The organism is Allobosea sp. 117 (genome assembly GCF_000702305.1).
Taxonomy (GTDB): Bacteria; Pseudomonadota; Alphaproteobacteria; order Rhizobiales; family Xanthobacteraceae; genus Ancylobacter.
Window position 1 is genome coordinate 244,948 of record NZ_JNLC01000012.1, and the last position, 25,712, is coordinate 270,659.

Below are 25,712 nucleotides of genomic sequence, written 5' to 3' on the forward strand. Positions count from 1 at the left end.
ACGCGGAATCGCCATCCATGTCCTTCTCCTGGCAAGACTTTGTCGAGTTCCTTCCGATCCTGCTCGCCGGGGCGTGGATGACAGTCAAGCTTTCGGTCGTGTCGATGACCCTCGCGCTCAGCCTCGGCGTCGTGATGGCGCTGGCGCGAGGGTCCTCGAACCGGCTGATCCGGTGGCCCGCCGCCTTCTACATCGATTTCCTGCGTGGAACGCCGCTGCTGCTGCAGATTTTCTACGTCTATTACGCCCTACCCCTTGCCGGCATACGTTTCGACTCCTTCACCGCAGGCGTGCTCTCGCTCGGTATCAACTACAGCGCCTATCTCGCCGAAGTGTTTCGTTCCGGCATCCAGGCCATCCCCTATGGTCAGCGCGAAGCGGCATCCTGCCTCGGAATGTCGCCGCTCATGACGATGCGGCGCATCGTCCTGCCCCAGGCATTCCGTATTGTCATTCCGCCGATCGCCAACTATTCGGTTGGAATGATCAAGGATTCCGCGCTTGTGTCGGTCATCGCGGTGACAGACCTGTTGCGCGCCGGGCAGCTGCTTGCGTCGACGACATACAAGCACTTTCAGATATACACTTACGTCGCGGGAATATACCTTGTTCTATGCTATCCGCTCACGCTGTTCACGAGCTGGCTTGAGCAGAAGCTTCGCTCGCGGATCGACCGTGTCGCGCCCGTGCCGGAGGTCGATCAGGCTGTGCGCGAGGCGCCGGCCGCTTCGGCGCCGGACAGATCGCCCGCGCTGCGCTCCGACGGCCCGCTGATCGAGGTCCGCAATGTCAGCAAGCAGTTCCACGATCACCCCGTGCTCGACCGGATCGAACTGACCGTCGCGCGTGGCGAGGTAATCGTCGTGCTCGGCCCGAGCGGTTCAGGCAAGAGCACGCTGCTGCGCACACTGAACAAGCTCGAGACCATCGACGACGGACAGATCGTCATCGATGGCATGGACATCTGGGCGGACAAGGCTCCATCCGATGTGCCACGCGCACGGGTCGGCATGGTGTTCCAGCAATTCAATCTGTTCCCCCACCGGACGGTGATCGAGAACGTCATCGAGGCGCCAATCCACGTCGCTGGCCTGCCGCGCCGGCAGGCCGAGGCCGAGGCGCTAGCGCTGCTCGACAAGGTTGGGCTGCTGCACAAGGCCGGCGCCTATCCAGCCAAGCTTTCCGGCGGGCAGCAGCAGCGTGTGGCGATCGCTCGCGCGCTCGCGATGCACCCCGACATCATGCTGTTCGACGAGGTGACATCGGCGCTCGACCCGGAGCTGGTCGGCGAGGTGCTGCGCGTCATGCGCCAGCTCGCCACCGACGGCATGACCATGTTCGTCGTCACCCATGAGATGAACTTCGCGCGCGACGTCGCCGACCGGATCCTGTTCCTGGCGGAAGGGCGGATCATTGAGCAGTCGACGCCGGAGGTCTTCTTCAGCAATCCTGCGACGGACCGCGCGAGGGCCTTCGTGGCGAGTTTCAGAGGGTAGAAGCTGTTCTTGAGGAACTTGTTCCCTTTGAGCCGTCGCGGCTGTGTTCGCATATGCTGACGGCGGGAGTACCTACCGGCTTCGCAGCAAACGCTTCAATTTGTCAAAAACCCGGCCACCCTCGCGTCCATGGCCGCAGGGCGCCATGAGCGGAAAGTCGCTGTTGGCCGGAGAGCAGACGTTGAGAGCAGCGGACCATGGGCATGCATCTGTCCACGCTCGGCCCGTTCGGCCAAGCGTGGACAGACCTTTGTGATCAAACGGTCGGGACGGTGCCGCCGTCGACGACGAGCTCCGAACCATGGATCGAAGAGGCGCGATCCGAGGCCAGGAAGGCGATGGCTTCGGCGACCTCGAAGGGTTCGGCGCCGCGACCAATGGCAATGCCGCCGAGGCCCTTCAGGACGAGCTGGCGCGCGTCCTCAAGCGTGCCGCCGTTGGCGTCCTGAATGCGCTTCAGGAAGACATCAGTCCCCTCGGTCATGATCCATCCGGGGGAGACGACGTTGACCCGCACCCCTTTGGGACCGAGTTCCTTGGAGATGGACTTGCTGTAGGTCCGGAGCGCGGCCTTGGCGCTGGCGTAGGCGGTGGTCGCGTCGGGAAGCGGCAGGACCGACTGGATTGAGGTGACGTGCACCACCACGCCCGATCCCCGTTCGATCATCTGCGGGATCAGCAGGCGATCGAGACGGACGGTCGCCAGAAGGTTCAGATTAAGTTCGGAGAGCCAATGGTCGTCCGTCAGGGCGACGAAGCCGCCACCCGGTGTGGTGGAGCCGCCGAGCACGTGGGCGAGGATGTCGATGCCGCCCAGGCGCTCAAGCGCCAACCTGGCCAGGGCTTCGCCGCCCTCGGCCGTCGTGAGGTCCGCCTGGACGAACTCAACACCATCGATAGGTTCTAGGGCTCCACGGGCGGCGGTGACCACCCGGGCGCCGCCGGCCAGGAAGCGGTCGACGGTGGCGCGGCCCAGACCCTTGGTGCCGCCGCTGACGAGCACACGCTTGCCCGCGAACTCGGTCGGATCAGCCTGAATGGTCATGCCGTGATCTCCAGGGCTTTGATGACGTCGTTCTCGAGCGTGAAGCGGTAGGTGAAGCGGATCGGGCTGCCCTTGAAGTCGCCATGGGCGGGTCCTTCGACGACAACCTGATCGTCCTCGTGCCGCACGGTGTCCGGGGTGAAGATCGCCCTCACCGCGACCACTGCTTCCTCGAAGAGATGCCTGAGTTCGGCGTGCCCCTGAAGAACGGCGCCGTTGTCGCGAAGGACGGCGTCGGCCGCGAAGGGTGCCAACATGCCATCGATGTCCAGGCGGGCGTTCGCGGCCACATAGGCGGCGATGGGGATTGGAAGTTCGAGCGACATTGTTCTGTCCTGCTTGCTGCGGTCGCAGCCGTGGCGGCCGCAACTGCGCTTGCCAGCCAAGGTAGAGATGGACAGATCGTCCGATAATCAGGACAATCGAGGACGTTTCATCACGAAAGTCGGGACAATGGTGCAGAACAGCCTGACGGAACTGGAGGCCGTTCTCATGGTCGCCCGCCGAGGCAAGTTCCGCACGGCGGCGCTCGAGCTCGGGGTCTCGACGACCGCGCTCAGCAATGCGGTGGGAAAACTGGAACGCACGCTGGGCGTAAGGCTGTTCAACCGGACAACGCGAAGCGTCTCCTTGACGGAGGCAGGCCAGCAGTTCGTCGCGCAGGTCGCTCCCGCCGTGCGTGATATTCATGAGGCGATGGAGGTTGCGCGCTCCCAACAGGCCACGCCTTCGGGCACACTGCGCATCAACGCCTTTCCGACAGCGGCACGGGAGATCTTCTCCTGGCTCGTCCTGCCGTTTCTGCGCGAGCACCCCCGGGTCCATATCGACATCGTCACGGAGGGTCGACTAGTGGACATCGTCGCGGGCGGCTTCGACCTCGGCGTCCGGAGCTCGGACCTTGTGCCGGCCGACATGATCGCACTCCCCTTGGGGGTCGCGCGGCGCAATGTTGTAGTGGGCACTCCGAGCTATTTGAAAGCGCACGGGACGCCCATGATCCCTCAGGACCTCGCCGGGCATCGCTGTCTCCGCGTCCGGCTTCCCAATGGCGCGATCCACCGCTGGCCGTTCGGGAAGGACGGACAATCGGTCCATATCGACGTCGAGGGCGCCATCACCCTCGACGAGGCGAGCCTCGCACGCACCGCGGCGCTCGCCTCCGTCGGCCTCACCCTGGCGATGGAGTCCGACGTTCGCGACGACATCGAGGCGGGCCGCCTCGTGCCCGTGCTTGAGGATTGGACCCCGCCACTGTCGCCCTTGAGCCTCTATTATCCGAGCCGGCGCAATCCGACCGCTGCGTTCAAGGCGTTCGTCGACTTCGCGCGGCGACATAGTGGAGACGGCGATGCCCCTCGGCTGTCGACAGGATGAGATGCGCCACTTTCGGACCTCGGCTCACTGCCAGAAAGCGGACACACCGCTAGGCGAAGCCTTGCCATGATCGTCATTCAACGCGTTTCTTCGCATAGAATTTCAGCAAGCTTCATCCCGATCGCTTGACCGGGTACCCGTTGCGACACGGCCTGCCAGACGAAAAACCTCCTTCACCGTCTGCCACCGACCCCAAACTGCTCATTCGTGATAACCGCTGCGAACCCATAAGCTCCAGCAGTAATTCGTCGCGCGGCCGGGTGGCGGCCGGCTCTCCTCGCGCAGGAACGCACCCTTGCTCGCCCCACCCCGCATGTAGACGGCAGCAATCGCCCGCTGGGGCATTCCCGATCCACCCCCTCATGTCGCGCAGCCGGGCCCAGAGGGCCGGGGATTGCAGCGCTGCGCAAGATTGGCGAGGCCATTGCCAGGTTGCTCTATTGACGGATTGTCCGTCAATCTGTAAGTGTCGTGTCGGCGCTCTGGATCGGCCGCTCATCTTGGATGGAAAGCAAAAATGAGTAATGATTCCCTGTTCGACATCGGCCTGAAGAATCGTCGTGAAGTTCTCGGCGCCGACTATGTGGATAACTCCATCAAGAACGCCGACTCCTTCAATACGGAATTTCAGAAGCTAGTCACCGAATATTGCTGGGGTGAGATCTGGAGTCGCGATGGGCTTACGCGGCGTGAGCGTTCTCTGATCAATCTTGCGATGATCTCGGCGCTCAACCGCCCGCACGAGCTCAAGCTGCATGTGCAGGGCGCGCTGAACAACGGCCTCAGCCGCGAGGACATCAAGGAAGTGCTGCTCCAGGTCATGATCTATTGCGGCGTGCCGGCGGCGGTGGACGCCTTCCGCATCGCCCGCGAAGTCGTCGGCCACGACAAGGACCGCTAGTTCGGCCGCCCCGGAGACGCAGCATGTACGGCCACATCTACCATACGTTCGAACGTGCCCCGGCCTCGCTGGTCGAGCGCTTCAGGGGCGTGTCCACCTCGACGCTGAGCGATGCCATGGGCCGGCACGGCGCGATGAAGTCCAACATCCGGCCGATCTATGACGACATCAGCATGGTGGGCTCGGCCTTCACCGTGCTGTGCTTCCCCGGCGACAACATCATGACGCACAAGGCGCTGCAGATGGTGGGGCCGGGCGATGTGCTGGTGATCGACGATGGCGACTACGACACCGGCTGCTTCGGCCATCGCAGCGCGCTGCAGGCGCGCTCGCGCGGCTGCGTCGGGCTGGTAGCGAGCGGCTCGATCCGCGATCTCGCCTTGCTGCGCAAGGAGCGCTTCCCAGTGTTCAGCCGCAGCGTCTCGCCGCGTGCGCCGCAGAAAAGCACGCCGGGCTCGATCAATGTTCCCGTCCATGTCGGCGGGCTGGTGGTCAATCCCGGCGACATCATCGTCGGCGACGACGACGGCGTGGTGGTGGTGCCGCTCGCCTCGGCCGAGGCCATCCTCGAAAAGGCGACGCAGCGCGACCGGCTCGAGGCCGAGGCGATCGCAAAGGGGCGCACCGGCGAGCTGCCGCTCGACCCCGCCCATGGCGTGCTGGAGATCGATAAGCTGCTGAAAGGCAAGGTGGTCGAGCATACCGAACCCTATGCGCGACACGCCTGAGGCTGCCTTCCGACGGACGGTGCATTTCGTGAGAGAGCGTTGATGGAAAAGTACCAGCACTACATCGATGGCGCCTTCGTCGATCCGAGCAGCGGCCGGTGGTTCGAGACGTTCAACCCCTATACCGGCAAGCCCTGGGCTGAGATGGCGCGCGGCGATGCCATCGATGTGGAGCGTGCTGTCGCGGCGGCGCACTGCGCCTTCGAGAGCGGGCCGTGGAAGACAACGACGGCGAGCGAGCGCGGCGCCCTGTTGCGGCGCATCGGCGACCTCGTCGCCCGCGACGCCGAGAAGCTCGCGGCCATCGAAGTGCGCGACAACGGCAAACTGATGGCGGAGATGCTGGCGCAGGTGCGCTACATCCCGCAGTGGTACTATTATTACGGCGGGCTCGCCGACAAGATCGAGGGCTCGGTCATCCCGCTCGATAAGCGCGGCTATCTCAACTACACGAAATACGAGCCGCTCGGCGTCGTGGCGATCATCACGCCGTGGAACTCGCCGCTGATGCTGACGACCTGGAAGCTGGCGCCGGCGCTGGCGGCCGGCAACACCGCGGTCATCAAGCCCTCCGAGTTCACCTCCGCCTCGGCGCTGGAATTCGCCAAGCTGCTGGACGAGGCCGGCGTGCCGCCGGGCGTGGTCAACATCGTCACCGGATTCGGCGGCGAGGTCGGCACGCCGCTCATCGAGCACGACAAGGTGGCGAAGGTCGCCTTCACCGGCTCCGACGCGACCGGCAAGAAGATCTATGCCGCCGCCGCGCAGACCATGAAGCACGTCACCATGGAGCTCGGCGGCAAGTCGCCGAACATCGTCTTCGCCGATGCCGACCTCGACGATGCGGTGAACGGCGCCATCTCCGGCATCTTCGCCGCCACCGGCCAGACCTGCCTCGCCGGCTCGCGCCTCCTCGTCGAGGACAGCATCCATGACGACTTCCTGGACCGGCTGGTCACCAGGGCGAAGACCGCGCGCATGGGCGACCCGGCCAGCCTCGACACCCAAGTCGGGCCAATGACCACGCTGCCGCAATACCAGAAGGTGTTGGACTACATCGCCATCGCGCTGGGCGAAGGCGCGACGCTGGTCGCCGGCGGCAAGCCGGCGGAACAGCCGGAATGCGGCGACGGCTGGTTCGTCGAGCCGACCATCTTCAAGGACGTAAAGAACGACATGCGCATCGCGCAGGAGGAAGTGTTCGGCCCGGTGCTCTCGGTCATCCGCTTCAAGGACGAGGACGATGCGGTGCGCATCGCCAACGAAACCATCTACGGCCTCGCCGCCGGGGTATGGACACGCGACATCGGCCGCGCAATCCGCATGACCGAGGCGCTGCACGCGGGTACGGTGTGGGTCAACACCTACCGGGCGACCAGCTTCATGTCGCCCTTCGGCGGCTATCGGCAGAGCGGCATCGGCCGCGAGAACGGCGCGGAGATGATCAAGGAATATCTGCAGACCAAGAGCGTCTGGATGAATTTCGGCGCTCCCTCCACCAACCCCTTCGTCCAGAGGTAGCTGATGGACGAGAGCCCCGACTTCAGGATCGTGGCGACGCCGGCCCCCCTGCGCAGGCAGGTGGAGGATCGGCTGCGGCAGGCGATCGTCTCGGGCTATTTCAAGCCCGGCACGCATCTGTCCGACCGGGCGCTGTGCGAGATGTTCCAGGTGAGCCGGGCGCTGGTGCGCGAGGCCATCCGCCAGCTGGAAGCGGAGGGCCTGACCGAGACGATCGCCCATCGCGGTTCCTTTGTGCGTATCATGTCGGCGGCGGAAGCCGAGCAGATCTACGATGTGCGCGGCGTGCTCGAGGCGCTCGCCGCCAAGGGCTTCGCCCGCAATGCCAGCGCGGCTCAGGTCGCGGCGCTGAAGGCGGTGTTTGAGGAGCTGAAGCAGGTCGCCGCCTCCAGGGCCGAGGCCAACCTGCTCAACATCAAGCAGCGCTTCTACGATGTGCTGCTGGAAGGCGCCGGCAACGATTACGTCACCCGCATGCTCAACCAGATACTGAACCGCAACGCGCTGTTGCGGGCCACGTCGCTCTCCGATCCGCAGCGGCTTCCCAACACGGTCCGGGAAATCGGCAGGCTCATCGACGCGATCGAGGCGCGCGACGAGCAGGCGGCGTGGGAAGCCAGCCTCGAACATGTTCGAAGCGCGGCGACGGTCGCGATCGACATTCTCAATCGCCAGAAAAGCGCGCGCAGCGCCGATGCGCCGCCGAGCGACGCCAAGAACGCGCAGAAGGCTCGAGAGCAATAGAAGTCACTGCAGGCATGAGCCTGCACCGCGTTCTGAAGGTCCCGACCACGCCACAGAAGCGCGACGGGACGCAGGGAGGAAACATGAAGATCCAACTCACCAAAGACTTCCTTGGTGGGGTGCTGTTCCTGCTCATCGGACTCAGCACCATCGTCATCGGCAATACCTACAAGCTCGGCACGGCGAGCAACATGGGCCCCGGCTACTTCCCGATCATGCTCGGCGTGATCGTCGGGCTCATCGGCGTGACGATGATCGTCACCGCGCTGCGGAACCCCGAGAATTCCGAGACCGTGGCGAGCTGGGAGATCCGGCCGCTGATCTTCGTCACCGCGGCGATCGTGCTGTTCAGTGCGCTGATCGAGACGGCCGGACTGATTGCGGCAGTGGCGGGACTGGTGGTGGTCGGCCGGTTCGGCGCCCGCGAGGGCAGCATCCCGGAACTCGTCGTCATCGTCGCCGTGCTGATCGCGGTCTCCGTCGGCATCTTCGTCTACGGGCTCGACATCCCCCTCCGACTGAGGCCTTGGTGATGGATCTGCTGCAGCATCTCGCTTTGGGATTCAGCGTCGCGCTGTCGCCGGGAAACCTGCTCTATTGCTTCATCGGCGTGCTGCTCGGCACCTTCATCGGCGTGCTGCCGGGCGTGGGGCCACTGGTCACCATCGCCGTGCTGCTACCGCTGACCTACGGGCTGCCGCCGGAAGGCGCGATGATCATGCTGGCCGGCATCTATTACGGCGCGGCCTATGGCGGCTCGACCACGGCCATCCTGGTCAACCTGCCGGGCGAATCCTCCGCCGCGGTGACCTGCATCGACGGATACCAGATGGCTCGGCAGGGCCGCGCCGGGCCGGCGCTCGCCATCGCCGCCATCGGCTCGGTGATCGCCGGCTGCTTCGGCACGGTGCTAATCGCGCTGTGCGGCCCGCCGCTCGCCAGCGTCGCGCTGCAGTTTGGCGCCGCCGAATACTGCTCGCTCATGTTGATGGCGCTGGTCTCAGCCTCGGCGCTGGTGCGCGGCTCGCTGGTCAAGGGCATGGGCATGGCGATGTGCGGGGCGATCTTCGGCCTCGCCGGCACCGACATCAATTCCGGCATTGACCGCTTCACTTTCGGCCTGCCGGGGCTGGCGGAGGGCTTCGACTTCGTCGTCGTCGCGGCGGGCCTGTTCGCCTTCTGCGAGATTATGGTCAATCTCGGCATATCGCATAACCGCGGCGTGATCTCCTCGAAAGTCACCGGGCTGATGCCGACGCGCGACGACATGAAGGCGTCCTGGCGGCCGATACTGCGCGGCACGGCGGTCGGCTCCATCCTCGGCGTGCTGCCGGGTGCCGGGCAGACCATCGCCTCCTTCGCCTCCTACGCCATGGAGCGCAAGCTGAGCCGGACGCCGGAGCGCTTCGGCCGCGGCGCCATCGAGGGCGTCGCCGGACCGGAATCGGCCAACAACGCCGCGGCGCAGACCCACTTCATACCGACGCTGACGCTCGGCATTCCCGGCAGCGCCACCATGGCGCTGCTGCTGGGCGCGTTGATGATCCAGGGCATCACGCCCGGCCCGCAGGTGATGACGCAGCATCCCGCGCTGTTCTGGGGCCTTGTCGCCAGCATGTGGATCGGCAACGTGCTGCTGGTGATCCTCAACCTGCCACTGGTCGGCCTGTGGGTCGCGCTGCTGAAGGTGCCGTATCGCTGGCTCTACCCAGTGATCCTGGTATTCTCCTGCATCGGCATCTACACGGTGAACATGAGCGCCACCGATGTCGCCTTCGCCGCCTTCTTCGGCGTGCTCGGCTACATCTTCCTGAAGCTCGACTGCGAGCCCGCGCCCTTCATCCTCGGCTTCCTGCTCGGCCCGATGCTGGAGGAGAACTTCCGCCGCGCCATGCTTCAGTCGCGCGGCAGCCTCGCCGTCTTCGTCACCCACCCGCTCAGCGCGACCTTCCTGGCCATCGCCGTCATCTTCGCCGGCCTGATGATCTTCCCGAAAATCGTGAAGCGGAAGAACCAGGCGATCACCGAAGGCTAGGCAAGGAGCGAATGCAGTGAAGATTCTGGTGGCGGTGAAGCGCGTCGTCGACCCCAACGTGAAGATCAGGGTCAAGGCGGACGGGTCCGGCGTGGAGCTGGGCGGACTGAAGATGGCGATCAACCCGTTCGACGAGATCGCCGTCGAAGAGGCGGTGCGGCTGAAGGAGGCAGGCCGCGCCAGGGAGATCGTCGCCGTGACCGTGGGTACGGCGCAGGCGCACGACGTGCTGCGCACCGCGATGGCGATCGGCGTCGACCGCGGCCTACTGGTGCAGGCGGAAGGCCCGCTCGAACCCCTAGCGGTGGCCAAGGTGCTGGCCCGCGTCATCGCCGAGGAGGCGCCCGACCTCGTGCTGCTCGGCAAGCAGGCGGTCGACGACGATTGCAACCAGACCGGCCAGATGCTGGCCGCGCTGCTCGACTGGCCGCAGGCGACCTTCGCCTCAAAGATTACGGTTGTCGGGGACATGGTGGAGGTCACCCGCGAGGTGGATAGCGGGCTGCAGACGCTGGAGATGGAGCTGCCCGCCATCGTCACCGTCGATCTGCGCCTAAACGAGCCGCGCTACGCCTCGTTGCCGAGCATCATGCAGGCCAAGCGCAAGCCGCTGCAGACCCGACCGGTGACCGATCTTGGCATCGACGTCGCGCCGCGCCTGCGGGTGCTCAAGACCGCCGAGCCGGCTGCTCGCGCGGCGGGCATCCGGCTGAACTCAGTCGAGGAGCTGCTTCACAAGCTGAAGCACGAGGCCGGCGTTCTCTGATGCGAAAGGAAGGACATCATGGGTTCGACCCTGGTACTCGCCGAACATGGTGACGGCGAGCTCAAGCCCGCGACCGCGAGTGCGGTGACAGCCGCGCGGCGGCTCGGCGGCGAGGTGCATGTGCTGGTCGCTGGCGCCTCGCATGCGGTGGCGGAGCAGGCCGCCGCGCTCGACGGGGTGGACCGCGTGCTGCTGTGCGAAGACCCGGCGCTCGCCGACCAGCTCGCCGAGCCCGCGGCAGCGCTGCTCGTCTCGCTCGGCGCGACTTATGCGGCCTTCGTCGCGCCGGCCACGTCGACCGGCAAGAACGTGATGCCACGCCTCGCCGCGCTGCTCGACGTGATGCAGGTTTCGGACGTGACCGCTGTCGTGGCGCCGGACACCTTCGAACGGCTCACTTATGCCGGCAATGCGGTGGAGACCCTGACCAGCAGCGATGCACGCCTCGTGCTCACAGTGCGCCCGGCGGCCTTCGCACCTGTCGGGACGGGCGGCAGCGCACCGGTCGAGATCGTCGCGATGCCGAAGTTCCGCGCCCGCGCCCGCTTCAAGGGCGAAAGCCGCACCAAGTCCGACCACCCCGACCTCACCTCGGCGCGGATCGTCGTCTCCGGGGGGCGCGGACTCGGCTCGGTGGAGAAGTTCGACAATATCCTCGGCCCGCTTGCGGCCAGGCTCGGCGCGGCCCTCGGCGCCTCGCGCGCGGCGGTCGATTCCGGCTTCGCGCCGAACGACGTACAGGTCGGCCAAACCGGCAAGATCGTCGCGCCAGACCTCTATATCGCGGTGGGCATATCCGGCGCTATCCAGCATCTGGCTGGCATGAAGGACGCCAAGGTGATCGTCGCCATCAACAAGGACCCTGACGCGCCGATCTTCAGGATCGCCGATTACGGGCTGGTCGGGGACCTGTTCGAGCTGGTGCCGCAGCTGGAGAAGGCGCTGGACGCCTGAGAGGCGGGGCGGGGTCATTTCTCGGATTCCGCCGCTCCAGAAACGGCCCGGCTGGGAGACACGGCCGCAGAGTCTTGTGCTGGATCCCGGATCGGCGCTCCACTTCGTGCAGCTTGTCCGGGAAACGAGGCGTCAGGGCGCCTCGGATGCCACGTCTGTTTCCGGGGCAAGTGACGCCGCAGGCGGAACGCAGATCCGGAATCCAGAGCGGGACTCTTCGGCGACATCCGTTGCCGCCCCTCCCCCGATCCACCTCGTCCTGCCGAAATCCATGGAACCCTCCTCCCGGTTGCTGGAGCAGGAGCCGCTGGCGCGCCAATGCCCCCCCGCGCCGGACATGCGAGGGCGGCTCCTCAGTATGCCCCTCAGGAATAGTAGGAGCACGAGATAGTCTGAGGGCGCATCGCGGGGTTTTGCTAAGCGTAATCCGAGTTCGGTCCGACAGGTGCCAGCAAGAGCTTGGAGCAGTCATCAATGAATCTGGAAAAAGAGTACGACGTGATCGTCGTCGGGGGTGGAAACGCTGCGCTGTGTGCCGCCCTGTCGGCCCGCGAGGAAGGCGCTTCCGTGTTGGTGCTGGAGCGCGCGCCGAAGGAGGAGCGCGGCGGCAACAGCACCTATACCGAGGGACTGATGCGCTTCGCCTATTCCGGATCCGACGACATCCGCGCCCTCTCGCCCGACCTCACGCCGGAGGAGATGGACAGCGACTTCGGCGCCTATACCGAAGATCAATATTTTGACGACATGGCACGCATCACCATGAACCGGACCGATCCGGACCTGTGCGAGATGCTGGTGCGGCAGAGCAATTCCGGCATGCACTGGCTGGTCAAGCAGGGGGTGAAGTTCTACCCGCAATTCGGTCGCCAGTCCTTCAAGGTCAACGGCAAGTTCAAGTTCTGGGGCGGGGCTACGCTCGCCGCCTGGGGCGGCGGCCAGGGCCTCGTCGACTTCCTCTATGCCGCGGCCGACAAGACCGGCGTCAAGGTGCTCTACGACGCCTGGGTGCGCGACCTCATCACCTCGGACGAGGGCATCACCGGCGTGGTGGTGAAGCTCGATGGCGTCACCCAGGAGATACACGGCAAGTCGGTCGTGCTCGCCTGCGGCGGCTTCGAGGCCAACAGCGAGTGGCGCAGCAAATATCTCGGCCCAGGCTGGGACCTCGCCAAGGTGCGCGGCACCCGCTTCAACACCGGCGACGGGCTCGACATGGCACTGCGCAAGGGTGCCCAGCCGAGCGGCAACTGGTCCGGCTGCCACGCGGTGGGCTGGGAACGCTACGCGGTCGATTTCGGCGACATGGCGGTAACCGGTGACTATGAGCGCGACAGCTATCCCTGGTCGGTCATGGTCAACGCCGACGGCAAGCGCTTCCTCGACGAGGGCGCCGACATCCGCAACTATACCTATGCGAAATACGGGCGGATCGTTCTGCAGCAGCCGGGGCAGTTCGCCTGGCAGATATTCGATGCCTCGGTGACGCATCTGCTGCGACCCGAATACAAGACCCGCCACGTCACCCGCGTCACCGCCGATACGCTCGAGGAGCTGGTCGATAAGATGGGCGACGTCAATCGCGAACAGTTCCTCGCGACCATGCGCGAATACAATGCGGCGGTGAAGCGCGACGTGCCGTTCGACGCCACGGTGAAGGACGGGCGGGGCACGGAGGGGCTCGATATCCCCAAGTCGAACTGGGCCAACCCAATCGAGCAGGCGCCGTTCGAAGCTTATGCGGTGACGTGCGGCATCACCTTCACCTTCGGCGGGCTGAAGATCTCCACCGACGCGCAGGCCATCGACACCAATCAACGCCCGATCAACGGGCTCTATGTGGCGGGCGAGATGGTCGGCGGCCTGTTCTACTTCAACTATCCCGGCGCCACCGGCCTGATGAGCGGCACGGTGTTCGGCCGCATCGCCGGCCGCAACGCGGCGATCGCCGCCCGCAAGGTCCAGCGCGCCGCTCCGCGGGCGGTGGCGACCGCCGGCTGACGCAGGCCTCGTGGAGAGAAGGAGTTGATGGTGAGCGCGTCGGGAAATCTGAAGATCGGCTTCGTCGGCATCGGCAATATGGGCCAGCCCATGGCCGGCCATCTCGTCAAGGCCGGCTGGGAGGTCGCGGTCTATGACACCGACCTCGCCAAGGCGGCGGCGTTCGCCGCGGCGCAGGGCTGCGCGCACATCGGATCGCTCGCCGAGCTCGGCGCGCGTTCCGACGTAGTGGTACTGATGCTGCCCGACGGCAAGATCGTCCGCCGGGTGGTGCTCGGCGTGGACGAGGCGGGCGACCACCTGCTGGCCGGCATGGCGAAGGGGGGCAGCTTCATCGACATGAGCTCGTCGGCGCCGGTCGGCACCCGCGAGCTCGGCGCGGAGCTGGCTCAGAAGGGCTACGGCCTCATCGACGCGCCGGTCTCCGGCGGGGTAAAGGGGGCGGTGGCGGGCACCCTCGCCATCATGGTCGGCGGTGACGAGGCTCTTGCCGCCCGCTTCGACAGCCTGCTCTCGGCCATGGGCCGGCGCTTCCATGTCGGCCCGCTCGGCTCCGGCCATGCCGCCAAGGTGCTCAACAACTACGTCTCGGCGGCGGGCCTCGCGGCTGCGGCCGAGGCGCTGCTGGTCGCCCAGCGCTTCGGCATCGACGGCGGCGTGCTGGTCGACGTGCTCAATGCCTCGACCGGGCGCAACAACAGCACCGAGAACAAGTTCAAGCAATACGTGCTGAACAGCGCCTACAATTCCGGCTTCTCGCTCGACCTGATGGTGAAGGACATCCAGCTGGCTATGGAGGTGGCGGAAGCCTGCGCCGCGCCGACAGAGCTCGGCCATTCCACGCTGGAAATATGGGAGGCGGCGCAGTCCTGGACCGGCTCCAATGCCGACCATACGGAGTTCGCCCGCTTCATCCTCGAAGGGGCGTCGACGCCAGCGGCAACGGACAAGGTCAAGGCCTCGGCGTGATGACGACGCTCAAGGAGCGGTTGCGGGCGGGCGAGACCATCGCCGTCTGCAATCCCGATTACCCAACGCCGCGCATGGTCGAATTCATCGGCACGCTCGGCTTCGACGCCATCTTCATCGATTGCGAGCATGCCAGCACCGACTTCGCGCTGGTCGAGGAGCTCGCCCGCGCGGCGCGCAGCGCCGACCTCGCCACGGTGGTGCGGCCGTGGAGCAACGAGGAGGGGCTGGTCAACCGCTATCTGAGCTGCGGCGTGGACGGGGTGCAGACGCCCCACGTCCAGTCGCGGGCGGAGGCGAAGGCGATCGTCGAGGGCATCGCGCGCTGGGAGGGCGACCACACCGCCAAGCTCCTAGTGGCGATGATCGAATCCGAGCAGGCCATCGCCGCGCTGCCGGAAATGCTGAATATCGACGAGATCGACGTGTTCTACATCGGCGCGGTCGATCTCGCCCAGTCCATGGGGCTAAAGGGCAATCCCGGCCATGCCCGCGTGCGGGCGGCGGTGGACGCTACCATCGAGATCATCGCCGGCTCCGGGCGCGTCGCCGGCATGAACGTGCAGGGCGACCTCGATGCGGTGGCGCGCTATCGCGGGCTCGGTCTGCACTGGATCAACGTGCACCTGAAGACCTTCGTCAGCCGCGGCGCGCGCAGCTTCATCGACAATGTGCGCGGCCCGCTCTGAGCGCCGACGGTCCCCACGCGGCCAGGCCGAAGCATTTCCAACCGGGCGTTTTCACACGCTTGGAAATGGCTCTATGGTGCGTCGGGTCTGATCAGGATGGACCGCGGTGCAGTTCCGGCAGCTTCGTTACATCGTCGAGGTCCATAGACGCGGCAACCACATCTCCGCCGCCGCCGAGGCCCTGAATACCTCCCAGCCGGGCATGAGCAAGCAGATCCAGGAACTGGAGCTGGAGCTTGGCTTCGCCATCTTCGAGCGCAGCCGCAATCGCGTCGTCGGCCTCACCGAGCCGGGGCGCGAGGTGATCGAGATCGCCCAGCGCATTCTCAACGAGGTCGGCAGCCTCAAGACCATCAAAGACGATTTCGGCGCGCAGGAAGAAGGCACACTGACTATCGCCACGACGCATACTCATGCGCGCTATCTGCTGCCCTCGGTGATCAAGCGCTTCGTGCAGATCCATCCACATGTGCGCATCGGGCTGGTGCAGGGCAATCCGACGGAGATCTGCGAGGTGGTGGAGGCCGGCAAGGCCGACGTCGCCTTCGGCACGGAGACCGCACGCCCCTTCCCTAGCCTGCTGATGCTGCCCTGCTTCAAGATCCATCGCAGCCTGATCGCGCCGAAGGGCCATCCCATCCTGCGGCAGAAGGTGCTGACGCTGGAGGAGATCGCGAAATACCCGCTGATCGCCCACGATCCGCACCGCAGCGGGCGCTGGAAGGTGCTGGATGCCTTCGAGCGGCGGGGCATCCGGCCGACCATCCTGTTCGACGCGGTGGATGCGGATGTGAGCAAGACCTATGTCGAGCTCGGCCTGGGCCTCGCCATATTGGCGACGCCTGCCGTCGACCCACGCCGCGACCGCGAATTGCGGGCGCGTGACGCCAGCCACCTGTTCGAGCCCAGCACAAGCCATGTGACGGTGCGCACGCACACTTATCTCAGGCGGTTCGTGTTCGACTTCATCGAGCTGTGCGCGCCGGGACTGACCATCGACCATGTGCGCTTGGCGCTGCGCGAGCGAGAGCGGGCGGCGAAATAGGCGCCGCGCATGCGTGCCAGGCGCTTCGCCGGCCGGAGCCGCCCACCAGTATGCCGCGGCGGCATACTACTATCCGCAATGACGCTTTGATCCGCCGTCCGGCGATGACTAGCCTACCTCCTGCAACAAGAAACGATGTAAGGGAGGAAACCATGCTCGGACGTTGGAATCTGCTGGGAAGCCTATCGGCCCTCGCACTTGCCTTCTCGTGTGCGCCGTCGCTGGCGCAGACGAGCTACCCTACCGAGACCGTACGCATCATCACACCGTTCGAGGCCGGCGGCGGCACCGACACCATGTCCCGCGCGCTGGCACAGAAGCTAGAGGGCATATGGAAGGAGTCCGTCATCGTCGAGAACAAGGCAGGCGCCAACGGCAATCTCGGCAGTGACGTCGTTGCCAAGTCCAAGCCCGACGGCTACACGCTGCTGCTGACGACGAACGCCACGATCGTCATCAACCCGCAGTTGTTCGGCGAGCAGGTGAAGTACAATCCGGAGAAGGACTTCGCCCCGGTCACGCTGATGTCATCGCTGCCCTTCGTCTTCCTGGTGCCGCCGACCTCGCCGGCCAAGACGATGGAAGAGTTTATCGCGCTGGCGAAGAAGGAGCCCGGCAAGCTGGATTGCGGCTCCTCCGGTGTCGGCGGCGGCGCGCATCTCGCGCTGGAAATGCTCAAGCAGCGCGCCGGGGTCGATCTCGTTCACGTGCCCTATAAGGGCACCGGCGGCTCGGTCACGGCTCTGCTGGGCGGTCATATCGACTGCCTGTTCGTCTCAATCCTCAGCGCCACGCCCTACATCAAGCAGGGCCAGCTGCGCCCCCTCGCGGTGAGCAGCCTGCAGCGCAACCCGTCGCTGCCTGACATTCCCGCCGTCGCCGAGCTGCCGGGCCTCTCCGGTTTCGAATCCGACCTCTGGTACGGGCTGCTGGCGCCGGCCGGCACTGACCCCGCCGTGGTGCAAAAGATCTACGAGGGCACCAAGGAGATGCTCGACGATCCGGAGATTCGCGCCCGCTTTGAGCCGACCGGCGCGCTTATCGTCGGCAGCACGCCGGAAGAATTCTCCAAGCTGATCTCGTCGGACATCAAGAAATGGACCGACACGATCAACGCCTCGAACGTCAAGGCGCAGCTCTGATCGGCTGAGCTCGCCGGCCAGCTTGCAGAAGCTGAAAATCCCGCGGTGCCGGCCGTCAGGCCGGCACCGGGAACGATCCCCCACATCATCGCAGTGGAGTTCTCGTGAAACCCGAACCCAATCCCCGCGTCTGGCCGGGCGACATCTATCAAACCTTCAAGGCCGTCGGCGTGAAGCAGGTCGCCTATGTCCCGGACGCCGGGCACACCCAGCTCATCTCGAACTGCCAGTCCGATCCGGAGATGGTCGCCGTCTCGCTGACCACCGAGGAGGAGGGCATCGCGCTGCTGGCGGGCGCCTGGCTCGGGGGGCAGAGAGGCGCGCTGCTGATGCAGTCCTCCGGCGTCGGCAATTGCATCAACATGCTCAGCGTCCCGTTGCATTGCCGCATGCCGCTGCTGATGATCGTGACCATGCGCGGCGAGTGGGGCGAGTTCAACCCGTGGCAGCTGCCCATGGGCCAGAACACCGAGAAGGTGCTCGAAGCGATGGGCGTCTACGTCCAGCGCGCCACCCATCCCGACGAAATCGGCCAGATCGTCAATGCCGGCGCGCAGCTCGCCTTCAATTCGAACTGTGTCGTCGCCGTACTCCTCAGCCAGCGCCTGCTCGGCTTCAAGGACTGGAGCAAGTGACCATGACCGAGAAGAAGAAGGGCACGCTCGACCGTCGCCAGGTGATGGCCACGGTGCAGGCCGCGCGCGGCGACGCGCTGATGGTGACCGGGCTCGGCTCCACCACCTATGACGCGGGCACCGCCGACCACCTCAACACCTTCTGCCTGTGGGGCGGCATGGGCGCGGCGGCGATGACCGGCCTCGGCCTCGCGCTCGCGCAGCCGGAGCGCCGCGTGCTGGTGATGACCGGCGACGGCGAGATGTTGATGGGCATCGGCGCCTTCGCCACCATCGGCGTGCAGCACCCGAAAAACTTCGCCCTCGCGGTGATCGACAACGAGCACTACAGCGAGACCGGCATGCAGGCGACCCACACCCAGCGCGGCGTCGACCTCGCCCAGGTGGCGGCGGCGTGCAGCTTCGCCTCGACGCAGACGGTCTATACCGAGGAGGAGCTCGATGCGGCGATCCCCAAGCTGTTCGCCGACGAAGGCCCGACGCTCGTGGTCATCAAGGTCAACACCCAGCGCTACCCGATGTCGATCCGCCTGCGCGACGGCGCGCGGCTGAAGGACCGCTTCCGCGAGAACCTGCTCGGCGCGGCCGAGGCCTATTACTGACTGATACCGGCCGGGCCAGCCCGGCCGGTCCTGTGCTCCGGCGCGGCATCGCATTCACGGAAAGAGAAAAAGTGGCCAAGCCTAGGGATTGGAAAATCGTCCTTGCAGGCGAGTGCATGATTTCCCGGCCGTTTTCCAAGTATGAAGAGCCGGAGTTTCTCGCCGTTCTCGACCTGCTGCGCGGGTCCGACCTCACTTACGCGCATCTGGAGATGAATTTCGGTGGCGCCGACGATCTCGACCATGCCTCGCGCGGCGACTGGACGGCGAGCTACATGATCGCCGAGCCGGAGCTGGCGCGCGAGCTGCGCTCGGCCGGCATCGACCTGATCTCGCTCGCACACAACCACAGCTTCGACTTCGGCGCGCCGGGCTTGCTCTCCACCATCCGCCATTGCCGCGAGGCGGGCTTCGCCTGCGCAGGCACCGGTGTCGATCTCGAAGCGGCGCGCGACCCGGCCTATTGCGAGACGCGCAAGGGCCGTGTCGCGCTGGTTTCAGCCAGTTCCGGGAACAAGGCCTATGAATGGGCCGGCCACCCCAAGGCCGGGCTGCGCGGCCGTCCCGGCGTGAACCCGCTGCGCGTCGCGATGAAATACGAGGTGGACGCCGAGACCGCCGGCCAGCTGCAGCGCCTCGCCAAGGACCTCGGCATCGGCTGCAGACGCAGCGGCGCCGACGGGCGCGACGAGATCGCGTTGAACTTCCCGGGCGACCAGTCGACCCGCACCTCCGCGGTGTTCGTGCCGAGCGACCGCTTCAAGGTGCACAGCGAGTGCCACCGGCGCGACCTCGAAGGCAATCTGCGCTCCATCGACGAGGCCGCCAGCATGGCCGACCTCGTCATGGTCGCGCACCACTTCAACGTGTCGGAAGGGCCGCGTGGCGACAAGCCGCCGGCCTTCGCCCGCGAATTCGCCCATGCCGCGATCGATGCCGGCGCCGACATCTATATCGGCCATGGCTGGCACAAGACGCTCGGCATCGAGATCTATCGCGGCAAGCCGATCTTTTATGGCGTCGGCAACTTCTTCGCCCAGTCGGAATTCGTCCACCGCGTGCCCTATGACAGCTACGAGGCCTGGGACCACGACGTCGACCGGCTCAGCACGCTCACCCCGGCGGCCTATCCCCTGCATCCAGGCATGGAGCTTGCCGCCTGGTGGAGCTCGGCGGTGTTCTCACTGACCTATGAGGGCGACGCGCTGAGGGAAATCCGGCTGCACCCGGTGGAGATGGGCCGCAGCGCTCCTCCCGAGCTCGCAATCACCCGCCGCACCGGCAAGGGCGCCCATGTGCTCACCGAGGGCCGGCCTTTCATCGCCGATCCAGCCAATGCCGAGGCGGTGCTGACCCGGCTCAAGAGCCTTTCCGAGCCGCTGGGCACGCGGATCGACATCGAGGACGGGATCGGCGTGATCCGGCTCGAGCCGCATCCGCCTTCCCTTGCATCCGGAACGACGACATGACACCGAGCCATGCCCGCGACCTGATCGCCTTCGTGCACCAGATCTCGCTCGACACGCTGCCGCCGGCCACCGTCGAGCAGGCCCGCATCTGCCTGCTGGAAGCGCTGGGCTGCGGCGCCTTCGGCTCCGGGCAGCCTTGGTCGCGCATCCTTGCCGACGAGATTTGCGCGGAGCAGTCGAACGGCGTCGCCACCATCATCGGCCGCACGCAGCGCGTCTCAGCGCCCGGCGCGGCGCTGTGCAACGGCACCGCGATCCACGGCTATGAGCTCGACGACCTGATCGCCGAATCCGTGGTGCATCCCGGCGCCTGCGTCATCCCCGCGGCCATGGCGGCGGCCGAGGCGGTCAATGCCAGCGGTGCGCAGCTGCTCACCGCCATCGTCGCCGGCTACGAGGTGATGCACCGCGTCAGTCTCGCCATCGGGACCGAGCCGTTCAGGCGCGGCTTCCACATCACCAGCCTTACCGCGCCGGTCGCCTGCGCGGTGTCGGCGGGGATGGTGATGGGGCTGTCGCTTGACAAGCTGCTCTCCTCGGTCGGGCTGTGCTGCTCCGCCGCCTCCGGCATCAAGAGCTTCGCCGCCGGCCATGGTGGCGGCATGGTCAAGCGGCTGCATCTCGGGCGCGCGGCGGAAGCGGGCGTGCGCATGGGACAGCTTGCCGAGCGCGGCTTCCTCGGCCCGCCCCACGGCATCGACAGCAAGTTCGGCCTGCTCGACGTATTCGGCGGCGCGGGGGCGGATCCAGGCAAGCTCGACCGCGACCTCGGCAGCGATTGGGCGATCGACCAGATCTGGTTCAAGGTCTTCCCGATCTGCGGCTGGATCCAGTCCGCCGTGCAGCTCCTGCTGGAGCTCCGCGGGCCGGAGCCGCTGGCGGTACCGGAGATCAAGAAGGTCACCATCGGCGTCAGCAAATATGCCGCGCTAAACAACAGCCAACCGGCGCCGGTCGACACGATGGGCGCGCAGTACAGCATCCCCTATTGCACCGCGCTGGCGCTGACCGGCAATCCGCGCGACCCGGAAATGTTCTCCAATGCGCGGGTCGGCGATCCGGTGACGCGCGCGCTCGCCTCGCGCATCGAGATCGTCGTAGATCCGCGCATCGAGGCGGTCTACCCGACGCAATACGGCGCGAGCGCCACCCTTACCCTGTACGACGGCAGGAGCTTCGAGGGCATGGTGCTCGATTGCCACGGCACGCCCGCCGATCCCTGCACGCAGGAGGAGAGCCGCGCCAAATTCAGGCTGCTCACCTCCCGCCGCCTCCCCACCGAGAAGGTCGACACGCTGGTCGAGAACGTGCGCATGGCTGCGAGCCTGCCGTCGATCCGCACTCTGACCCAGACGCTGTCCTGAGCGAGAAGACCCATGTCCCAGTCCCTGCATGCCCTGACGAAGCGCGAGATCGACCTTGGCCTTAAGGAGAAGTTTCACTTCTTCTCCGTGCCGGCGCTGGAGGAAGCCGGCATCGGCAAGGTGTCGCGCCTGCCGGTATCGCTGCGCATCGTGCTGGAGACGGTGCTGCGGAACTGCGACGGCAAGCGCATCCTGCCCGAGCACGTCGAGTGGCTCGCCACCTGGCAGCCGAACGGCGCGCGCGAGGAAGAGATCCCCTTTACGATTGGCCGCATCGTGCTGAACTGCGCCGCCGGCATCCCGCTGCTCGGCGACCTCACGGCCATCCGCGCCGCGGTGATGCGGCAGGGCTATCCCGCCGAGACGGTGGGCCCGCACGTACCGGTGGACATGGCGCTCGACCACACGCTGACGGTGGACTATCACGGCACGCCGGACGCGCTGCGGCTGAACACAGAGCTGGACCTGCAGCGCAACGGGGAGCGCTACCGCTTCGTCAAATGGGCGATGCAGGCCTATGGCGGCATCCGCCTGTTCCCGCCGGGGGCGGGGATATTGCACCAGCTCAATCTCGAATTGCTGGCGCCGGGCTTCCTCGCCAAGGATGGCATCTGCTTCCCCGATACGCTGGTCGGCACGGATTCGCACACTTGCATGATCGCCGGCCTCGGCGTGGTCGGCTGGGGCGTCGGCGGCATCGAGGCGGAGGCGGCGATGCTGGGCCAGCCGCTCTATTTCCTGACGCCGGACGTGGTAGGCGTCCACGTCTCAAATGCACTCGAGCCTGGGGTGACCGCCACCGACCTCGTGCTCCACGTCACCGAGATGCTGCGCAAGGCTAAGGTGGTGGGCAAGTTCGTCGAGTTCTTTGGCGAGGGCGTCGCCACCCTCAGCCTGCCGGATCGTGCCACCATCGCAAACATGGCGGTCGAGTACGGCGCCACCATCGGTTATTTCCCGGTCGACGAGCAGACCTGCCGCTATCTGCGCCAGACCGGCCGCTCCGAGGAACGGGTGCGCGCGACTGAAATCCTCTACCGTGCGCAGGGCTGCTTCGGCGCGGCCAGGCGCGGCGAGGTGGATTACAGCCAGGAGCTGGAGCTCGACCTCGCCGGCGTGGTGCCGAGCGTCGCCGGCCCGAAACGGCCGCAGGACCGTGTCCCGCTCGACGAGCTGAAGTCGCGCTTCACCGAGCTGCTGGCGGCGCCGGTGAGCGCCGGCGGCTACGGCAAGGCCCCGGCAGTCTCCTCCATCGACCGGCATGTGCCGAGCGACGGCGATGTCGTCATCGCCGCCATCACCTCCTGCACCAACACCTCCAATCCCGGTGTCATGCTGGCGGCCGGGCTGGTGGCGAAGAAGGCGGTGGCGCTCGGGCTGAAGACCAAGACGTGGGTGAAGACCTCACTGACCCCCGGCTCGCGCGTGGTGAGCCGCTATCTCGAAGCCGCCGGCCTGCAGGAGCCGCTGGACGAGCTTGGCTTCGTCGTTGCCGGCTACAGCTGTGCCACCTGCGTCGGCGCCTCTGGCCCGATCGACGCGGAGCTGGAGAAAGCAATCGTGGAGCGCGACGTCGTCGCCTGCGCGGTGCTCTCCGGCAACCGCAATTTCGAGGCGCGCATCCATCCGGCGGTACGCGCCTCCTTCCTCGCGAGCCCGCCTCTGGTGGTGGCCTTCGCGCTGACCGGCCGGGTCGACATCGGTCTTTCGATCGAACCGCTCGGCATCGGCGCCGATGGCCGGGAGGTGTATCTCCGCGACGTCTGGCCGACGTCGGAGGAACTGGCGGCGGCCTATGCCGTTGCCGCCAATCCGGAATTCTACCGCGAGACCTATGCGCAGGACATCGCTGCCACCGATCCAATGTGGGCGACCATCCCACAGGCGGGCGGCGAGCTCTACCGCTGGGAGGACGACTCGACCTATCTCAAGGAGCCTCCCTTCCTCGCGCCGGAACTGTCCCGCAGCTCGCTGAAGCCGATCCTCGGCGCGCGCACGCTCGCCATACTCGGGGATTCGGTGACCACCGACCACATTAGCCCGATCGGCTCGATCAAAAGCACCTCGCCCGCGGGCGCCTATCTGCGCCGGCTACATGTCGAGCCGGCGGACTTCAACAATTTCGGCGCCCGGCGCATGAACCACGAGATCATGGTGCGCGGCGGCTTCGGTAATCTGCGCCTGCGCAACCTGATGGTGCCGGGACAGGAGGGCGGCGTCACCCGCCACCAGCCGAGCGGCGAGGAGCTCGCCATCTACGACGCCGCGCTGCGCTACGAGGCGGAGGGCGTGCCGCTCATCATCGTCGCCGGGCAGGAGTACGGCACCGGCAGCGCCCGCGACTGGGCGGCGAAGGTGACGCGCCTCCTCGGCGTGCGCGCGGTGGTGGCGAACAGCTTCGAACGCATCCACCGCAGCAATCTCGTCGGCATGGGCGTGTTACCCTGCCAGCTCCACGGCGTGAACGCCACCGACCTCGAGCTGACCGGTGCGGAGAGCTTCGACATCATTGGACTCGACGAGCCAGTGGTGCCGAAGCAGCGACTGACCCTGCGCGTCCATCGCGCGAATGGCACGATCAGCCATGTGCCGCTGATCCTGCGCCTAGATACGCCGGCGGAGATCGACTATGTGCGCTGCGGTGGCATCATGCCCTATATTCTCGCCGATTTGATCGCCACGGTACCGGCTGTGGCGTGAGCCGGTGTGATCGTGACCTGAAACCCTGATCTTCCTCCAGATTTGAGTAGAGTCCGTCACTCAAGGAGACGGACGATGTGCCCCTCACGGTTCACAGAGGAACAGATCATCGGGATGCTGAAGAAGCAGGAAGCGGCCCGCCGCGCCGCTGCCCTCAAGGAGTGCTGCCAGCTCAACGGCTAGGCGGTGCTACGCTGAGTGCTACAGCCTTTTTAGATCCGACTTAATGAATTGATTTTATAACAAATTTTTCTATTCAGAAAGCCGGTCGATCATCGGCTGGGTGATGAGGCAGACCCCCTTCTCGGTCCGCCGGAAGCGCCGCGCATCCTCCTCCGGGTCCTCGCCGACCACGAGCCCGTCCGGAATACTGACATTGGCGTCGATCACGACGTTCTTCAGCCGCACCGATCGCCCGATGCGGGCATAAGGCAGCACGACGCCGCATTCGATGTCGCCGAAAGAGTGCACGCGCACGCCGGTGAACAGCAACGAGCGGCGCACCCGCGAGCCGGAGATGATGCAGCCGCCGGAGACGAGCGACTGTACTGCCTCGCCGCGCCGTCCCTCCACGTCGTGGACGAACTTGGCGGGCGGCGTGATCTCGCCATAGGTCCAGATCGGCCAGTCGCGATCGTAGAGGTCGAGCTCGGGGATGACCTCGGTGAGGTCGACATTGGCTTCCCAATAGGCGTCCACCGTACCCACGTCGCGCCAGTAGGGCGCGACCTCGGTGCTCGCCCGCACGCAGGAGCGCGAGAAATGATGCGCGCGCGCCGAACCGTGCTTCACGATGTAGGGGATGATGTCCTTGCCGAAATCATGCGTCGAATTGGGATCGGCCGCGTCGCGCCGCAACTGGTCGATGAGGAAGCGCGTCTCGAAGACGTAGATGCCCATGCTGGCCAGCGCCATGTCGGGTCGGCCAGGCATCGAAGGCGGCACCTTGGGCTTCTCGAGGAAGGACAGGATGCGGTCGTTCTCGTCGACATGCATGACGCCGAAGGCGCTGGCGTCCGCCCGCGGCACTTCGAGGCAGCCGACTGTCACGTCGGCCTGCTGGTCGACATGCTGCTGCAGCATCACCTCGTAGTCCTGCTTGTAGATGTGATCACCGGCCAGGATGATGATGTATTTGGGGTCGTAGCCCTCGACGATGTCGAGGTTCTGATAGACCGCGTCCGCCGTTCCCAGATACCACATGGTCTCGGACACGCGCTGGCTGGCCGGCAGGATGTCGAAGCTCTCGTTGCGTTCGTGGCGGAAGAAGTTCCAGCCGCGCTGCAGGTGCCGGATCAGGCTGTGCGCCTGATACTGCGTGGCGACGCTGATGCGGCGTATGCCCGAATTGAGCGCGTTGGAGAGCGCGAAGTCGATGATGCGCGACTTGCCGCCGAAATAGACCGCGGGCTTGGCGCGGCGGTCGGTCAGCTCCATGAGCCGGCTGCCACGGCCCCCGGCGAGGACATAGGCCATCGCCGAACGTGCGATAGGTGCATTGACGACCGGCGGCCTTGTCATCGGTGGCC

At 66.0% G+C, this 25,712-nt stretch carries 23 protein-coding genes; 20 read left to right on the forward strand and 3 right to left on the reverse strand.

Annotated elements, in window-relative coordinates; translation table 11 throughout:
- Window positions 1-17 precede the first annotated feature (17 nt).
- Window positions 18-1,496, forward strand: coding sequence for an amino acid ABC transporter permease/ATP-binding protein (locus U742_RS23705; protein WP_029352687.1), 1,479 nt, complete (start codon window positions 18-20; stop codon window positions 1,494-1,496).
- A gap of 256 nt (window positions 1,497-1,752) precedes the next feature.
- Here U742_RS23705 and U742_RS0110365 read toward each other — a convergent pair whose 3' ends face one another.
- Together U742_RS0110365 and U742_RS0110370 are read right to left on the reverse strand one after the other, a co-directional pair.
- Window positions 1,753-2,541 (reverse strand): SDR family oxidoreductase, encoded by a 789-nt coding sequence (locus U742_RS0110365; RefSeq protein WP_029352689.1) that lies wholly within the window; start codon window positions 2,539-2,541, stop codon window positions 1,753-1,755.
- On the reverse strand, window positions 2,538-2,867 hold the full coding sequence (locus U742_RS0110370; protein WP_029352691.1) for a nuclear transport factor 2 family protein: 330 nt from the start codon (window positions 2,865-2,867) through the stop codon (window positions 2,538-2,540). The genes U742_RS0110365 and U742_RS0110370 overlap by 4 nt, the downstream gene beginning before the upstream one ends.
- A 127-nt stretch (window positions 2,868-2,994) precedes the next feature.
- On the opposite strand from U742_RS0110370, the gene U742_RS0110375 reads away from it, so the two are divergent.
- The 19 genes from U742_RS0110375 (at window position 2,995) to acnA (ending at window position 24,183) form a co-directional block, all read left to right on the forward strand.
- Complete coding sequence (locus U742_RS0110375; RefSeq protein WP_029352693.1) at window positions 2,995-3,918, forward strand: LysR family transcriptional regulator; 924 nt, start codon at window positions 2,995-2,997, stop codon at window positions 3,916-3,918.
- Window positions 3,919-4,435: 517 nt separating this feature from the next.
- Window positions 4,436-4,819 (forward strand): carboxymuconolactone decarboxylase family protein, encoded by a 384-nt coding sequence (locus U742_RS0110380; protein WP_029352694.1) that lies wholly within the window; start codon window positions 4,436-4,438, stop codon window positions 4,817-4,819.
- 23 nt (window positions 4,820-4,842) lie between these two features.
- Window positions 4,843-5,547 (forward strand): 4-carboxy-4-hydroxy-2-oxoadipate aldolase/oxaloacetate decarboxylase, encoded by a 705-nt coding sequence (locus tag U742_RS0110385; RefSeq protein ID WP_051661037.1) that lies wholly within the window; start codon window positions 4,843-4,845, stop codon window positions 5,545-5,547.
- 42 nt (window positions 5,548-5,589) lie between these two features.
- The gene (locus U742_RS0110390) at window positions 5,590-7,068 is read left to right on the forward strand and encodes an aldehyde dehydrogenase (protein ID WP_029352697.1); all 1,479 of its coding nucleotides are present in this window, start codon (window positions 5,590-5,592) and stop codon (window positions 7,066-7,068) included.
- A 30-nt stretch (window positions 7,069-7,098) separates the two neighbouring features.
- A complete protein-coding gene (locus tag U742_RS0110395) occupies window positions 7,099-7,812 on the forward strand; it encodes a GntR family transcriptional regulator (RefSeq protein WP_197028232.1) in 714 nt (237 codons plus the stop codon).
- 83 nt (window positions 7,813-7,895) lie between these two features.
- Window positions 7,896-8,345, forward strand: coding sequence for a tripartite tricarboxylate transporter TctB family protein (locus tag U742_RS0110400; protein ID WP_197028233.1), 450 nt, complete (start codon window positions 7,896-7,898; stop codon window positions 8,343-8,345).
- Window positions 8,345-9,847, forward strand: a complete 1,503-nt coding sequence (locus tag U742_RS0110405; RefSeq protein WP_029352703.1) for a tripartite tricarboxylate transporter permease — start codon at window positions 8,345-8,347, stop codon at window positions 9,845-9,847. The genes U742_RS0110400 and U742_RS0110405 overlap by 1 nt, the downstream gene beginning before the upstream one ends.
- A gap of 16 nt (window positions 9,848-9,863) precedes the next feature.
- Window positions 9,864-10,613: an electron transfer flavoprotein subunit beta/FixA family protein gene (locus U742_RS0110410; RefSeq protein ID WP_029352705.1), complete on the forward strand. Its 750-nt coding sequence runs from the start codon at window positions 9,864-9,866 to the stop codon at window positions 10,611-10,613.
- Window positions 10,614-10,631: 18 nt separating this feature from the next.
- Window positions 10,632-11,567, forward strand: a complete 936-nt coding sequence (locus U742_RS0110415; protein WP_029352708.1) for an electron transfer flavoprotein subunit alpha/FixB family protein — start codon at window positions 10,632-10,634, stop codon at window positions 11,565-11,567.
- A 474-nt stretch (window positions 11,568-12,041) separates the two neighbouring features.
- Window positions 12,042-13,568, forward strand: coding sequence for an FAD-dependent tricarballylate dehydrogenase TcuA (tcuA, locus tag U742_RS0110420; protein ID WP_051661040.1), 1,527 nt, complete (start codon window positions 12,042-12,044; stop codon window positions 13,566-13,568).
- 30 nt (window positions 13,569-13,598) lie between these two features.
- On the forward strand, window positions 13,599-14,537 hold the full coding sequence (locus U742_RS0110425; RefSeq protein WP_248310328.1) for an NAD(P)-dependent oxidoreductase: 939 nt from the start codon (window positions 13,599-13,601) through the stop codon (window positions 14,535-14,537).
- The gene (locus U742_RS0110430) at window positions 14,537-15,226 is read left to right on the forward strand and encodes an HpcH/HpaI aldolase family protein (RefSeq protein ID WP_051661044.1); all 690 of its coding nucleotides are present in this window, start codon (window positions 14,537-14,539) and stop codon (window positions 15,224-15,226) included. The genes U742_RS0110425 and U742_RS0110430 overlap by 1 nt, the downstream gene beginning before the upstream one ends.
- Window positions 15,227-15,332: 106 nt before the next feature.
- Window positions 15,333-16,271, forward strand: a complete 939-nt coding sequence (locus tag U742_RS0110435; RefSeq protein WP_029352716.1) for a LysR substrate-binding domain-containing protein — start codon at window positions 15,333-15,335, stop codon at window positions 16,269-16,271.
- 152 nt (window positions 16,272-16,423) lie between these two features.
- Window positions 16,424-17,413 (forward strand): Bug family tripartite tricarboxylate transporter substrate binding protein, encoded by a 990-nt coding sequence (locus tag U742_RS0110440; RefSeq protein ID WP_029352718.1) that lies wholly within the window; start codon window positions 16,424-16,426, stop codon window positions 17,411-17,413.
- A 104-nt stretch (window positions 17,414-17,517) separates the two neighbouring features.
- Entirely contained in the window at window positions 17,518-18,048 is a 531-nt protein-coding gene (locus U742_RS0110445) for a thiamine pyrophosphate-binding protein (protein ID WP_029352719.1), read from the forward strand.
- A gap of 2 nt (window positions 18,049-18,050) precedes the next feature.
- The gene (locus tag U742_RS0110450) at window positions 18,051-18,650 is read left to right on the forward strand and encodes a thiamine pyrophosphate-dependent enzyme (protein ID WP_029352722.1); all 600 of its coding nucleotides are present in this window, start codon (window positions 18,051-18,053) and stop codon (window positions 18,648-18,650) included.
- A 71-nt stretch (window positions 18,651-18,721) separates the two neighbouring features.
- Window positions 18,722-20,119, forward strand: coding sequence for a CapA family protein (locus U742_RS0110455; RefSeq protein WP_156034197.1), 1,398 nt, complete (start codon window positions 18,722-18,724; stop codon window positions 20,117-20,119).
- A complete protein-coding gene (locus tag U742_RS0110460; RefSeq protein ID WP_051661047.1) occupies window positions 20,116-21,483 on the forward strand; it encodes an MmgE/PrpD family protein in 1,368 nt (455 codons plus the stop codon). Before U742_RS0110455 ends, U742_RS0110460 begins: the two co-directional genes overlap by 4 nt.
- Window positions 21,484-21,495: 12 nt before the next feature.
- Window positions 21,496-24,183 carry an aconitate hydratase AcnA gene (acnA, locus tag U742_RS0110465; protein WP_029352729.1) on the forward strand — a complete coding sequence of 896 codons (2,688 nt, stop codon included), beginning with the start codon at window positions 21,496-21,498 and terminating at the stop codon, window positions 24,181-24,183.
- A gap of 252 nt (window positions 24,184-24,435) precedes the next feature.
- Here the strand turns inward: acnA and glgC are convergent, their stop codons facing one another.
- Window positions 24,436-25,704, reverse strand: a complete 1,269-nt coding sequence (gene glgC / locus U742_RS0110475; RefSeq protein WP_029352731.1) for a glucose-1-phosphate adenylyltransferase — start codon at window positions 25,702-25,704, stop codon at window positions 24,436-24,438.
- Window positions 25,705-25,712: the final 8 nt, after the last annotated feature.